Source organism: Undibacterium sp. Ji42W (assembly GCF_049340405.1).
GTDB lineage: Bacteria > Pseudomonadota > Gammaproteobacteria > Burkholderiales > Burkholderiaceae_D > Undibacterium.
In genome coordinates this window covers 159878-173983 of sequence record NZ_JBMPOV010000003.1, presented here as the reverse complement: position 1 = coordinate 173983, position 14106 = coordinate 159878, and the positions used below count along the sequence as shown (strand labels likewise).

The 14106-nt window shown below is 52.1% G+C and carries 11 protein-coding genes; 8 read left to right on the top strand and 3 right to left on the bottom strand.

Annotated features, from left to right (window positions below):
• Positions 1-12: 12 nt before the first annotated feature.
• A complete protein-coding gene (locus ACO0LG_RS07035) occupies positions 13-939 on the bottom strand; it encodes a LysR family transcriptional regulator (RefSeq protein ID WP_423024709.1) in 927 nt (308 codons plus the stop codon).
• 109 nt (positions 940-1048) lie between these two features.
• On the opposite strand from ACO0LG_RS07035, the gene metE reads away from it, so the two are divergent.
• Positions 1049-3370, top strand: a complete 2322-nt coding sequence (gene metE, locus ACO0LG_RS07030; RefSeq protein WP_423024707.1) for a 5-methyltetrahydropteroyltriglutamate--homocysteine S-methyltransferase — start codon at positions 1049-1051, stop codon at positions 3368-3370.
• A gap of 237 nt (positions 3371-3607) precedes the next feature.
• A complete protein-coding gene (locus tag ACO0LG_RS07025; RefSeq protein WP_423024705.1) occupies positions 3608-4240 on the top strand; it encodes a phosphohydrolase in 633 nt (210 codons plus the stop codon).
• A gap of 87 nt (positions 4241-4327) precedes the next feature.
• Here the strand turns inward: ACO0LG_RS07025 and ACO0LG_RS07020 are convergent, their stop codons facing one another.
• Together ACO0LG_RS07020 and ACO0LG_RS07015 are read right to left on the bottom strand one after the other, a co-directional pair.
• Positions 4328-4879 (bottom strand): fasciclin domain-containing protein, encoded by a 552-nt coding sequence (locus ACO0LG_RS07020; RefSeq protein WP_423024703.1) that lies wholly within the window; start codon positions 4877-4879, stop codon positions 4328-4330.
• Between the two features lie 130 nt (positions 4880-5009).
• On the bottom strand, positions 5010-5954 hold the full coding sequence (locus ACO0LG_RS07015; protein ID WP_423024701.1) for a hypothetical protein: 945 nt from the start codon (positions 5952-5954) through the stop codon (positions 5010-5012).
• A gap of 369 nt (positions 5955-6323) precedes the next feature.
• On the opposite strand from ACO0LG_RS07015, the gene ACO0LG_RS07010 reads away from it, so the two are divergent.
• The 6 genes from ACO0LG_RS07010 (at position 6324) to ACO0LG_RS06985 (ending at position 14092) form a co-directional block, all read left to right on the top strand.
• Complete coding sequence (locus tag ACO0LG_RS07010) at positions 6324-8441, top strand: TonB-dependent receptor (protein WP_423024699.1); 2118 nt, start codon at positions 6324-6326, stop codon at positions 8439-8441.
• Between the two features lie 67 nt (positions 8442-8508).
• Entirely contained in the window at positions 8509-8964 is a 456-nt protein-coding gene (gene nikR / locus ACO0LG_RS07005; protein ID WP_423024697.1) for a nickel-responsive transcriptional regulator NikR, read from the top strand.
• Between the two features lie 395 nt (positions 8965-9359).
• On the top strand, positions 9360-11798 hold the full coding sequence (locus tag ACO0LG_RS07000; protein ID WP_423024695.1) for a TonB-dependent siderophore receptor: 2439 nt from the start codon (positions 9360-9362) through the stop codon (positions 11796-11798).
• 4 nt (positions 11799-11802) lie between these two features.
• Positions 11803-12099, top strand: coding sequence for an iron uptake protein (locus tag ACO0LG_RS06995; RefSeq protein WP_423024693.1), 297 nt, complete (start codon positions 11803-11805; stop codon positions 12097-12099).
• A gap of 15 nt (positions 12100-12114) precedes the next feature.
• Positions 12115-13788 carry a PepSY-associated TM helix domain-containing protein gene (locus tag ACO0LG_RS06990; RefSeq protein WP_423024691.1) on the top strand — a complete coding sequence of 558 codons (1674 nt, stop codon included), beginning with the start codon at positions 12115-12117 and terminating at the stop codon, positions 13786-13788.
• Entirely contained in the window at positions 13781-14092 is a 312-nt protein-coding gene (locus tag ACO0LG_RS06985) for a DUF3325 domain-containing protein (protein WP_423024689.1), read from the top strand. The genes ACO0LG_RS06990 and ACO0LG_RS06985 overlap by 8 nt, the downstream gene beginning before the upstream one ends.
• The last annotated feature ends 14 nt before the right edge of the window (positions 14093-14106 follow it).

The window sequence follows — 14106 nt, the reverse complement described above, 5'->3', positions numbered from 1 at the left end:
TACTTATCTGACCTATTGCCCCGCTTTTTTCTTTACCTGACTGGAGCCAGTAACTTGCGTTGAGTAGCGTGCCAATTCAACGAAGGCTTTCAAATAATCGATATCGACATCCGCTTCGCGCGCGCCTAGAAATATCTGTTTGGCGATACCCTGGCGACCCAGGCGTACTGCCACTACCGCCATTTTCTCTGCATATTCTTCTGCCAGCCAGCGCGGCAAGGCGGCAACGCCACGGCCACTTTCCACCATCTGCAACATGATGTCGGTCGTCTCTATAGTCTTGTGCCGCTGCGGGCTGATTCCAGCTGGCATCAAAAACTGGTTATAGATATCCAGCCGGTCTATCGCCACGGGATAAGTGATGAGCACTTCATCACCGAGCTGTGCTGGCTGCACATAGGCGACCTTGGCCAGCGCATGTTTGCGGCAGACGACCAGCACCTGCTCGTAATCAAATACAGGTTCAAAATGCAGGCCAGGTTTGTAGAGTGGATCAGGTGTCACCAATAAATCTATCTCATAACCGAACAAGGCACCAATGCCGCCAAACTGGAATTTTTGTTTGACATCGACATCAACATCGGGCCAGCTTGCCAGATAAGGCGACACTACTTTCAACAGCCACTGGTAACAGGGATGGCATTCCATGCCTATGCGCAAGGTGCCTCGTTCACCGCAGGCATACTGGTTCATGCGTTCCTCTGCCATTGCCAGTTGCGGCAGCACGCGGTTGGCGACTGCCAGCAGATATTCACCTGCCTGGGTCAGTCGCAGGCTGCGTCCTTCGCGCAGCCAAATATCAGTACCCAGATGTTGCTCAAGTTTTTTGATGGCGTGACTGAGCGCTGACTGTGTCAGGAACAAAGCAGTTGCTGCAGCGGTCAGCGAGCCCTGTTTTTCTACTTCCTGGATGATGGACAGATGTATGCGTTCAAGCATGATGTATGAAAAAAACTAATTGAATAATGAGAAAACATCATTTTACTTCATGATTTGTCGAATATAGCATAGCCCTCATTCAATAATCTCAAGGAATGAAGACAACATCATGGTCACTACACATAATCTGGGCTTTCCCCGTATCGGCGCCAGGCGCGAACTCAAGTTTGCACTGGAATCTTACTGGAAGGGTGAATCTTCACGCGATGCACTGAAGGGTCTGGGTGCAGAAGTGCGCCAGCGCCACTGGAGTCACCAGTCTGCACTAGACCTGACACCGGTTGGCGACTTTGCGTTTTACGACCAGATGCTGGACATGAGTTTCACGCTGGGCAATTTGCCTGAACGTGTCAGCGGTTTTCATGGCGATGCGCTGGATAATTACTTCCGCGTTGCCCGTGGCCGTTCTGCCAAAGGGCTGGAAGATCACAGTGCCTGCTGTGGTGCAAATGGAGGTGGAAGCAATGGTGTCGCGGCTGGCGAAATGACCAAATGGTTTGATACCAATTATCACTATATCGTACCTGAATTTACCGCTGACACACAGTTTTCGCTGGATGCTACGCGCCTGCTGGAACAACTGGCAGAAGCCAAACGCCTGGGTGTGAAAGCCAAGCCCGTCATCATTGGCCCGGTCACTTACCTGTCTCTGGGCAAGGCCAAGGACGATACTGACAAGCTGGCCCTGCTGCCGAGCCTGCTGCCAGTCTATGCAGAATTGCTGAACCAGCTTGCGGCACAGGAGGTTGAATGGATACAAATCGATGAACCCATACTGGTCACTGAATTGACAACAGAATGGCAGGATGCGATCAAGACTGCATACACAACACTAGCCAGTCATACGACCGACAAAGTCAAATTGCTGCTGGCAACCTACTTTGGTCAGTTGCAAGACAATCTGGCGCTGGCATGTCAGTTGCCCGTACAGGGTCTGCATCTGGATGCTATCAATGCGCGTGCAGAAGTCAACGCTGTCGTGGAACAATTGCCGCAAGACCGCATATTGTCACTGGGTGTCATCAATGGCCGCAATATCTGGAAAACTGATCTCAATGCCGTGCTGGAATGGCTTACGCCGGTAGCACAAAGCCTGGGTAATCGTCTGTGGATAGCGCCCAGCTGTTCATTGCTGCATGTGCCAGTTGATCTGAACAGTGAACAAAAACTGGACGCCGATATCCGTTCATGGCTGGCTTTTGCGATTCAGAAGCTCGATGAACTCAAAGTCCTGGCAACTGCTCTGAATCAGGGTAACGCCGCCGTCAAAAATGAGCTGGAAGCCAACCAGGCAGCGATTACCGCACGCCGCACCTCACCAAGGGTGAACAATGCAGCGGTCAAAGCCTCGGTTGCCGCCATTACTGCAGGCATGGGGCAACGCCAAAGCGCCTATGCGCAGCGCGCCAGCAAGCAAGCCACATTGCTGAAGCTGCCAGCGTATCCGACGACGACTATCGGTTCTTTCCCGCAGACGGCAGACATCCGCCATGCACGCAGTGAATTCAAGGCGGGCAGACTGGATGAAGCTGGCTATAAGGTCGCCATGCAGGCCGAGATTGCCCGCAGCGTGCGTGAACAAGAGGCACTGGACCTGGACGTGCTGGTGCATGGCGAAGCCGAGCGCAATGACATGGTTGAATACTTTGGTGAGCAGCTTGACGGTTACACCTTCAGCCAGTTTGGCTGGGTACAGTCGTATGGCTCACGTTGCGTAAAACCACCCATCCTCTTCGGTGACATTGCCCGCCCCAAAGCCATGACGGTGGAATGGAGTCGTTATGCCCAGTCGCTGACTGCAAAACCGATGAAGGGCATGCTGACAGGCCCGGTCACTATCCTAAACTGGTCTTTCGTGCGTGATGACCAACCACGTTCTGTGTCCTGCTACCAGCTTGCGCTGGCCATCCGCGAAGAAGTACTGGACCTGGAAAAAGCAGGCGTGCGTGTAATCCAGATCGACGAGGCAGCATTGCGCGAAGGCCTGCCATTGCGTAAATCCCAATGGCAGGAATACCTGGGCTGGGCAGTAGAATCTTTCCGCATCACGGCCAATGGTGCGCAGGATGAAACCCAGATCCATACCCATATGTGCTATTCAGAATTCAATGACATCATTGAATCTATCGCTGGCATGGATGCTGACGTGATCACCATAGAAACGTCACGCTCAGACATGGAGTTGCTGGATGCATTCGATCACTTTAACTACCCTAACGAAATCGGCCCTGGCGTCTATGACATCCACTCGCCCAATATCCCGACACAGGCGCATATCGAGCAATTAATGAAGAAAGCGGCTGAACGTATCCCGGCTGAACGCCTGTGGGTCAATCCGGATTGCGGCTTGAAGACACGCGCCTGGGAAGAGGTGATTCCTGCCCTGACCAATATGGTGGCGGCGGCCAAGGCGCTGCGCAAAGCTGCATAACAGCGCTGCATAAGATAAGGTTTTGGTCTATGGCGGTTGGCATCACTCATTGCGTGATAACAATCGCCAACCTCGTAAAACCGGCAGGGAGAGGACACTGATGGGCGTTAAATTTGATGACTACGAAGACTTGCTTTCGACTTGCCAGATTCTTATCTTCCTCAAGATCAGGTAGTCCGAATAAGATAAGATAGTGGTTTTCAGGCTGCGCATTTTGCGCGGTGTCAGGACACACTATTGAAAACAAGAGCATGGATCAGGCTGCCATCTGGCAAGCACCTGGATCTGATCAATCCTAATCACCAGGCATGGCTAGACAGCGACCTGGCAGACAGACTGTCGCGCACTTACCGCTGGGGCGGCGAATCCTGCTGGGCAAGGCCGCTGTCAGTCGCACAACATAGCCTGAATGTACTGGCCTTGCGCAGCACCATGACAGAAACGGTTTTAAGTACAGGGGCAGCGCTGCGCGAACTCTTGCATGATGGCGAAGAAGGCTTGCTGGCCTTCGATTGCATTTCGCCTCTGAAAGCCGTATTGGGTGCACCGTTCAAGGAAGTCAGCGACAGGTTGACAGATGCCATCGTCCAGCGTTACCAACTGCCCGCCTGGGATGACATGGATTACCGCCTGCATAAACTCGCAGATGAACTGATCGCCGCCTCAGAAGCCGTGCATTGTGCCGGTTGGCCGCGCAATGAAGTACTTGATGTACTGCAAATCAAACTGCCCATACTGGAAAAAGATCCACTCGCAGAAATCTATGATTGCCAGCCATGGGAACCATGGGCACCGGATGTAGCCTGTGAGCGGTTTTTAGAAAAACTTATTGCGCTGAATTCCCTGAACATTACAGCACTGGGAAGATGAAAATCAATGCCGGAAAAATCCGGCATTGATACTGCACCATTCACTCTGCCCCTATCTGATACTTCTATATCGGATACAGCCGCATCATCACTTGGGCATCAAGACGGTATCAATAACATTGATGACGCCATTTGATTGATAAACATCATAGGTACTGATGCTGGCAACATTGCCGCTTTCATCCTTGACGCTGATGTTGTGAGGGCCATTCATCATGAACGATAATTTGCCACCACTCGCTGTCGCCAGTTCTATAGGGCCACCCTGCTTTTTGATCTGGGCAGAAATACTCATGAAATCATGTTTGCCTGGTACTACATGGTAAGTCAGGATCTTGGTCAGTGTCGCCTTGTTTTCGGGTTTGACCAGGGTTTCCACGGTACCTGCAGGCAGCTTGGCAAATGCGGCATTGGTTGGCGCAAACACAGTGAACGGGCCTTTGCCTTTTAATGTATCCACCAGGCCTGCGGCCTTGACTGCGGCAACCAGTGTCGTGTGGTCGGCAGAATTGACGGCGTTATCGACGATGTCTTTGGATGGCAACATGCTTTGGCCGCCGACCATGACATCAGCAGCACTGGCGATGGATGTTGCTGCCATGGCAGCAGCGAAGACAAGAGCGTAGTTAAATTTGCGCATGATCATTTCCTTTTAAGATAAGTGCGAGTTCGCATCAAGTTCTACGAGGAAAAAATCACATCGGTTTCAATTATTTTTAAAAATGTAAAATTAAATTTTAAGTTGACATAAATTGATAGAGCGCTAATTCTTACCGTGGCCCATGCATCAGGTAACCGCCGGTCTTTAATCGCCAGGTTTGCAAACGACTTTTGTCAACTTGCCGTGCGCCTGCCAGTTGCATGGATATCTCGGCAGCCATGGCAAAGGCAGACAAGTTCAAGGTGCTGCGCCATTCTTTCAGGGCTTTCATGATGCCTGGCTGCAACCAGACATCCCAGGGAACGTCAACCTGCTTCAAGCCTTCATGCACACTGTCTGCCAGCAGGCGCAAATGAAAGCGAGCATGTTCATCTGGTGATGCCATTCTGAAATATTTAATCAGCGCATTTCTACCCGCAGACGTCCCAGCCATGGTGGTGAACACATACTGTATCTGCTGCATCGCCAGGCGTACCGTATGCTTTGGTATCGTTGTAGTCAATGGAATGATGGGAGCCAGACGTGGCCTGGTGGCAAAGCAGGGGCCCAGCATTAATGCTGCCAGCCGCAACCACTCAGTGGGTGACAAATCCTCTGTGACTTCATTCATTTCAGACAGCGCAAATACCTGCTCATAACTGCGATTTCCTTTCGCGCGGTTTGCCAGTGTACTCATGACAGCCAGATTATGAGGTGCATAGGCAGCGTCATTATTGAGTCTGTCTATCGACCAGTCTGTGTCTTTCAATTCGCCATGCGTGAGTTTTTTCCTGGTGACGGGGCAAAATTCCACATCGATTTTTTGTAGCAATTCTGGCGTCAATTGTGCATCAACATGGCGGCGGCGGCGCAAGGCATTCAGGCGTAATTGCAGGTATTTATTGATATAGCGGCTAGTCGGCTTCCTGCTGACATCGCTGGCCACGGCATGTCTGAAACCTTCAGCCACGCTGGCAGGCCAATCCTGCCCTGGTTCTTTCATCCCGAACTGGAAAAAGTCATGCCCCAGCGCTCTGCCAAGTTCAACAATGTCGGGCTCGTCAATAGAAGTCATGATCAATGTGATGCCTGGCACCGGGGAAAGTTAGCTAAAGGTATGAAGATTATCAGAATCCTCATACGATAGGACGCAAGCCTTGCTCTCTATGTTTGCAAAAAATGTTTAAAAATGTGAATCCACTTGTTTATTTTTAACGTAATAAGTAAGGACGGCAATAAAAACAGCATTAAAAATCGATTTCCTCATCTGAAACGTGCATTTGCGGAATCCAGTTATTGATCTGGAAGTGACCAGGAATACAGGCAGGGCTGGTTTTTGCTTGTTTAAATAAAAAGTATGAGGAATTTTATTTTCTTCATACAAATAATCAAGCAGAAGATTACATCAAATAACATAAAAATAATATATATATACGGAGCAATAATGTACAAGACAACAATGAACCGTACTGCCTTTGTACTTACTGAACTTGCACGACTACTCCCGAGCCTTGGTGCAGTGTTGATGCTGATCGCTCCGTCTGCGCAGGCGCAACAGTCAAGTCAGGCTCGTGAGTCATTAGAAGCAGAAAAAATCTCCACCGTGCAAGTCCTGGGCAATTACGATAATGCCGTTGGTACCAGCAATGCCGCCAGCCAAGGTTCGGTAACATCCAATCTCGTCAGCAACCGCCCTGCCCTGCGTACCGGTGAACTGCTGGAATTTGTACCCGGCATGATCGTCACCCAGCATAGCGGTGATGGCAAGGCCAACCAGTATTTTTTGCGCGGGTTCAATCTTGATCATGGCACAGATTTCGCGACTTTTGTGGATGGCATGCCAGTCAATATGCGTACCCATGCACATGGCCAGGGTTATTCGGATTTGAATTTCCTGATCCCTGAACTGGTACAGCGCATTGACTACAAAAAGGGGACGTATTTTGCCGATGAAGGTGATTTTGCCTCCGCCGGTGCCGCGCATCTTCGCCTGACTGACAAGCTAGCTTCGGGTATCGCCAGCCTCTCTTTGGGGCGGTATGGCTATCAGCGTGCAGTGCTGGCTGATACCGTGGCTGCGTCGAATGGCAATCTGCTGTATGGGATAGAGGTTAACCGCAACGATGGGCCCTGGGTCAACCCCGAGAATGTGCGCAAGTACAGTGCAGTACTGCGCTATAGCCAGGGTAGCCATGATGATGGTTACAGCGTGACAGCCATGGCCTACAGGAATAACTGGAATTCCACAGACCAGATACCTTTGCGGGCGGTACAGTCAGGCCAGATCAGCAGGTTCGGCGCGATCGATCCTACAGACGGCGGGCAAAGTTCACGTTACAGCCTGTCTTATGCAATGAAGAAGCGCAATCAGGATGGTGTGTTTGAAATGGATGCCTACGCCGTGCAATCCAGTCTTGACCTGTTCAGCAATTTTACTTATTTCCTGGCCAATCCTGATACGGGTGACCAGTTCAGCCAAAGTGAAAAGCGCCAGATGCTCGGTATGAATATTAGCCAGAGCTGGCCGTTGACTGTGGCTGATCTTGAAATGCATAACAAGATAGGGGTGCAACTGCGTTACGACAAACTGTCACCCGTCGGCATTTACAACACTGTTGCACAGCAACGTATATCAACGATACGTGAAGACAGCGTGAAGGAAGCCAGCGCTGGTTTTTATGCAGAAAATTCCATTCAGTGGCACCCCAAATTCCGCAGTATTGTCGGACTGCGTTACGATGCCTATCGCTTTGATGTCAACAGCAGCATAGACGGCAATTCAGGCAAGGTCAGTGACCATATCGTCTCACCCAAGTTGTCTTTGATCTTTGGTCCATGGAACAAGACCGAGTACTTCATCAACTATGGCAGCGGCTTTCACAGCAATGATGCACGCGGCACCATACAAACACGTTTGCCTGATGGCGGTACGTCGACGCCGGTAACGCCTCTGGTAAAAACCAGGGGGTCAGAACTGGGTATGCGTACAGAAATCATCCCCGGCCTGCAAAGTTCACTGGCCCTGTGGCGGCTGGATATTGCCTCTGAACTCTTGTTCGTTGGTGATGCCGGTGAAACCGAACCCAGCCGTGCCAGCCGCCGTACCGGGATAGAATGGAACAACCACTACATCGCGAAACCATGGCTGTTGTTTGACCTTGACCTCGCAGCATCGCGGGCGCGGTACACGCAAAATGATGTGGCTGGCAATGACATCCCCGGCTCTATCGACAAGGTGGCGTCTTTTGGAGTGACCGTGACTGACGTGGGTCGCTGGTATGGCGGCTTTGAACTGCGTTATTTTGGCCCACGCCCTTTAATTGAAGACAATAGCGTGCGCTCTTCTTCCACTACGCTAGCCTATGCCCGCATGGGTTACAAGATCAATGCCAGGACCAAACTGACGATGGACGTGTTCAACCTGTTCAACAAGCAGGCCAGCGACATTGATTATTATTACCAGTCACGCCTTTCGCGTGAAAGCATGGAAGGCGCTAACGACATCCATTTTCACCCGGTTGAGCCACGTTCTGTCAGGTTGACGTTGACCCATAATTTCTGATTTTTTTCGCCAGGAGAAAAGTCTGCGTGTATGATCGCATCACTAATATCCCACGATAAGGTAGATGATGCGCCGCCTAACCATTTCTGTTGACGAAGACCTTGCTGATGCCTTTGATGCGCTGGTAGAACGCAAAGGCTATTTGAACCGTTCAGAAGCTTTCCGTGATCTGGTGCGCAAGGAGTTGGGGCAGACCGATGTGGCAGAAGGCAAGACCAAATGGTGTGTCGCCACTGTCAGTTTTGTATATGACCACCACGAGCGCCAGTTATCCAATCGCCTGACCCAGATGCAGCATGAACATCATGACCTGTCGGTAGCTTCGCAGCATGTGCACCTTGACCACGACAATTGTCTCGAAACCCTGATACTCAAAGGCCGGCTGCAGGAAGTGCATGCCTGCGCGAATGCCATCATTTCTCAAACCGGTGTCAGGCATGGCAATGTGCATATTGTTCCGGTAGAGATGAAAAAAGAAAAATACACCCAGGTTGGGCATACACATATTCATCCACACCGCTGAATCAGGGGACTACATTCAAAGCACGACATCGAAGTATGTGAGTTCGCCGAATCCGTTTTATTCAATAGACAATACTTCCTTTGCAGCTATATACACCTGTCCACTAGTTTTTCCTCGGCATTCCCTATAAGCGCCTGCATATACAACATTCCAGAAATTCTTGGCACTGGAATGGCTGTCAATTGATCTGCCCTGTATTCCCTATGTGGCTTTGGCCGGTACATTCAATACGGAATCGAACATGCTAAAAAACTGCAAACTTCCCTGAATTGCATCGGCGAACTGCCTATCGTTTTTCAGTGAAAACAGACGTAGTTTGTGAAATATCAAATCATTTCTCATGTTTAATATATAATACGAATCATTCTCATTACTGTTTATATAAAAAAGAAAACATGCGCCGCTCTTTCTTACTCCAGCCACCTCACTCAGCACATTCAACCCGCCGTGCGCCTATCACCGCCACCCTGACTGTATGCGCGGCCCTGGTTGCCAACACCTTCATGGCAACAACTGGGTTTGCACAAACGGTAGCAACGGCTACCCATTCCTACAATATCGCTGCCCAGCCTCTGGGTGATGCGCTGAATGCGTGGGCACGCCAGACCGGTGTGCAACTGAGCTTGGAGGCATCCCAGGTCACAGGCAAGACTGCACCTGCCGTACAAGGTACGATGGCTGACCGTGAGGCACTGGATTTGCTGCTGGCTGGCAGCGGCCTGGTGGCGACACAGGATGGCAACTCTATGGTCATCAAAGCCGCTGCTGCAACAACGACCGGCACAGCAACACCGTCTGTCAGCATGCAAAGCGTGAATGTGACTGCAAACAGGCTGGGGCGTATCACGGAAGGCAGCGAATCTTATACACCGGGCACCATCGCCACTGCGACACGGATGGTATTGACACCGCGTGAAACACCACAGACCATTAGCGTGGTGACAAGACAGGAGATGGATGACTTCAACCTCAATTCCATCGACCAGGTGATGATGCATACGCCGGCGATCAGCATCGTAACCTATGACAGTGAACGCACTGAATACTATGCACGCGGTTTCGCCATCCAGAATTTCCAGTATGACGGTATCCCCATGACGCGCAACTCCTCTTACTCGGCGGGTAATACCCTGAGTGACATGGCCTTGTACGACCGTGTGGAAGTGCTCAAGGGCTCGACTGGCTTGTTGACGGGCAGTGGCATGCCTGGTGCGACGATCAACCTGATCCGTAAAAAACCGACACGCAAATTCAGCGGCAATGCATCGGTCTCGGCTGGCACCTGGAATACTTACCGTGGCGACGTTGATGTCGGCGGCGCAGTGAACGAGAGCGGCAGCGTGCGCGTACGCGGCGTGGCAGCCTATCAGGACCGTCAGTCCAATCTTGACCGCTACGCACGTTCAACATCGACGCTGTATGGCATCCTGGAAGCGGATATTGCCCCCGGCACATTGCTGACCATCGGTGGCGATTTCCAGAACAATGAACCCAAGGCATCTACCTGGGGCGGCATCCCTTTGCTGAACTCCAAGGGTGAGTTCAATGACATGCCACGCTCGCACAATAATGGCACCAACTGGAGCCATTGGGATCAATACACCCGCACTGCCTTTGCCACGCTGGAACACAAATTTGCCAATAGCTGGATCGCCAGATTGCAGTACAACCACCAGATCAATGGCTACGACGCCGCATTGGGTGCCGCCGCCAGTGGTTACCCTAATCCGGCAGATGGCAAGGGTGTATCGATGTGGGTAGGCAAATATGTAGGCCGCACCACCAGCGATGCATTTGATGGCTATGTCAGCGGCCCCTTCACCCTGGGCGGGCGTGAGCATGAGCTAGTGATAGGTGGTAGCCTCTCCAAATCACGCTGGACCAATAATGGCTATAGCGCACCTGCCAGCTACAGCACCACAGTGCCGGATTTTTATCACTGGCAAGGCAATGTGGCTGAACCGGTCTGGCCTTCAACACCCAGTTTTAGCAATGATGAAACCACGCGTGAACGTGGCCTGTATGCTGCAGCCCGCTGGGATTTGCATGACAGCACCAAGCTGATCACCGGTGGCCGCTGGTCCAGTTACCGTAACCGCGAACAGGGTATGGAAGAATCCGGCGTATTCGTCCCTTATGTCGGTGCCGTAGTCGATATCAACAAAAACTACTCGGTCTATGCCAGCTATACCAATATCTTCAGCCCGCAGTCCAACCAGGATACGCAGGGCCGCACACTGGCACCAGTTGAAGGCAAGAATTATGAAGCCGGTGTCAAGGCCGCCTTCTTTGGTGACAGACTGAATATTTCAGCAGCCGTGTTTGAACTGGTGCAGGATAACTTTGCCATAGAAACCAGTGGCCTGACACCATCGGGTGGCATTGCCTATCGTGCAGCACAAGGCGTCAAGACCAAAGGGTATGAAATGGAACTGTCAGGTCAACTGACAGCAGGCTGGCAAATGCATGCAGGTTACTCACACAATATTTCACGCCAGCAAGATGAGCGTGTAGCTACCCTGACGCCATCCAACCAGTTCAGCCTATATACCAGCTATAAACAAAATGCCCTGACACTGGGCGGCGGCGCACGCTGGCAAGACAAGACCTGGGGTGACATCAGCAAACCTACCGGCGAGACCATACGCCATACGGTCGATAGCTACTGGCTGTTTGATGCCATGGCACGCTATGAATTCAGCAAACAATTGTCTGCCTCCGTAGGCGTGAAAAACCTGTTCGATAAAAAGTATTACACCATCTTCAATTGGTATAGTACCTACACCTGGGGTGAGCCACGCAGTGTGAATGTAAACATGAACTATAAGTTCTGATGCCATGGCAAGCCAAGCGCCTGCCAGGCTGGTCCTGGTCCATCGTTTTGTAGCCGCCATATTGGGTGCCTACATTTTTTCCTGGGGTTTCATCACCCTGGGCATGGCTGGCTTGTTTGCGCTTGGCATGTCCTTTCATGATGCCGAGCACCTGAGCAGCATGCTGGTTTTTTTGGTGTATCTGGGTGCCTTCCTGTGGGCATTCATCGCTAAAAGCATGGTGCGCCTGTGGTTGTTGCTGGGTGGTGGTGGCGCATTGATGGCGGTGTGCGCATCAGTGCTACAACACACCCTGGTTTGAAGAGAGAGAATCACCATGTTTCAAAATTCCCGCCTTGCATTGGCCTGGCTACATACCTGGCTGGGTCTGCTGCTAGGCTTTGTTCTTATCGTGGTGTTTTTCTTTGGTGCCCTGTCGGTATTTGACCGTGAGATAGACCGCTGGGCTATTCCGCAATCACGCTTTGCGCCGCAGCCCATGCCGTCTTTTGATAAGGTACTGCGTCCGGTGTTCGAGAGCATGCAACCCACGCAAGCCAGCGTCAACTCCATGCGCGAGCGCGTCAACGGGGCCATGCCTGAGCGTTTTGATACCGTACGCCGCTGGGGTGCCTACACCACGCATCGCGACCCGGTGCTGGGTATTTTTTCTGGCTATGAAATCCCCAATGCCAAGGACCCGGAAGATGCGGTCTGGGGTTCGCGTACCATAGACCCGCGCAATGGCAATGCGCTGCCCGATGATCGCCTCAAAATCGGCAGCCAGTTTTTTTACCCACTGCATTACAGTCTGCACCTGAACTGGCTGAGCCTGGGCTACTGGATAGTCGGGTTCTCTGCCATGGTGATGCTGATTGCACTGATCAGTGGCATTGTCATGCACCGAAAAATATTCCGCGAATTGTTTACTTTCCGCGCCAAAAAACGTGGTCAGCGCCGCGTGCTGGATTTGCATAACCTGACGGGCGTGGTTGCCCTGCCCTTCCATTTTTTCTTTGCCCTGACAGGCCTGATTATTTTTGCCGGCATTTATTTTCCCGTCACCCAGACCCAGCTTGCCCCGCTGCATGAATTGCATGAAAAACTCGAAGCGCAGGAAACCGGCTTGCCGCAACATCGCTCCGGCATTGCCGCCCCGCTGGCACCGGTAGATGCCATGATGGCCGAGGCACAGCGCCGCTGGGCAGCCCGCGGCATGGCAGGCGAGATTGGTTTCCTGGCGGTACAGCATGTTGGCGACAGCAATGGCTATGTCAGCATTTACCGCGCCGGCACGGACAGTGTTGCCCTCACTGGCGAAGGCATCCATTTCAAGGCATCGACAGGTGCAGTCTTGCGTGAAGATCCGCCGCAAACCGTGGTAGCCAGCGTCAATGAATTTCTCACCGGCCTGCACCTGCAGCATTTCCGCCACTGGCTGCTGCGCTGGCTGTATGTATTTGGTGGCCTGTCAGGCTGCGTCTGCATTGCCACAGGTTTTATCTTTTTTGTTGAAAAGCGCAAACTGCAACATGCCAAGCAGGGCAGTCAGGGTGTGCGTATTGTCGATGCGCTGGCAGTGACCACAGTAACAGGCACGCTGCTAGCCACACTGGGCATGCTGGCAGCCAACCGCTTGCTGCCGGACCAGCTACCTAATGGCTGGCCTGCCCGTGGCGACCTTGAACAATACCTGTTCTGGGCTACCTGGGTGCTGGCGATGGCGCACGCATTCTGGCGTTCTGCTCCCGTCGCCAAAGCTGGCACTTCACCCGCATGGCAGGAACAATGCTGGGCAATAGCAGCAATGGCGGTGATCACTGTCTTGCTGAACTGGATGACGACAGGTGACCACCTGTTGCGCACTCTCAGCAATGCTTACTGGCCAGTCGCTGGTGTTGACCTGTTCATATTAACCAGCGCTGTTGTGGCAGTGATGACTGCCCGCAGCCTCAGGCGACGCGCAGTCAATACGGCATCGGTGCCAGGCAAGGAAACAGCACATGCTTGATACGCTGCTATTAATTGCCGCGCTGGCTGCCAGTGTGGCGGGCATGGGCTGGCTGGCATTGTCCATGGAAGTGCACTGGGAACAGGTAAACGGTACTATTTCCCAGCCACCGCAACTGGTCACACGCTTACGCGGCCTTGGTGCGGCAGGCTTGTTTGTCTCACTGTTGCTATGCCTCAAAGTTGATCATGCATCCATGGCGACACTGGTATGGATCATGGCGCTGGCCTTTGCGGCCATCAGCACAGCGTTTACCCTGACCTGGCGGCCACGCTGGTTGTGGGTGCTGGTGTTCTGGGCATAATTCACAATCATTCA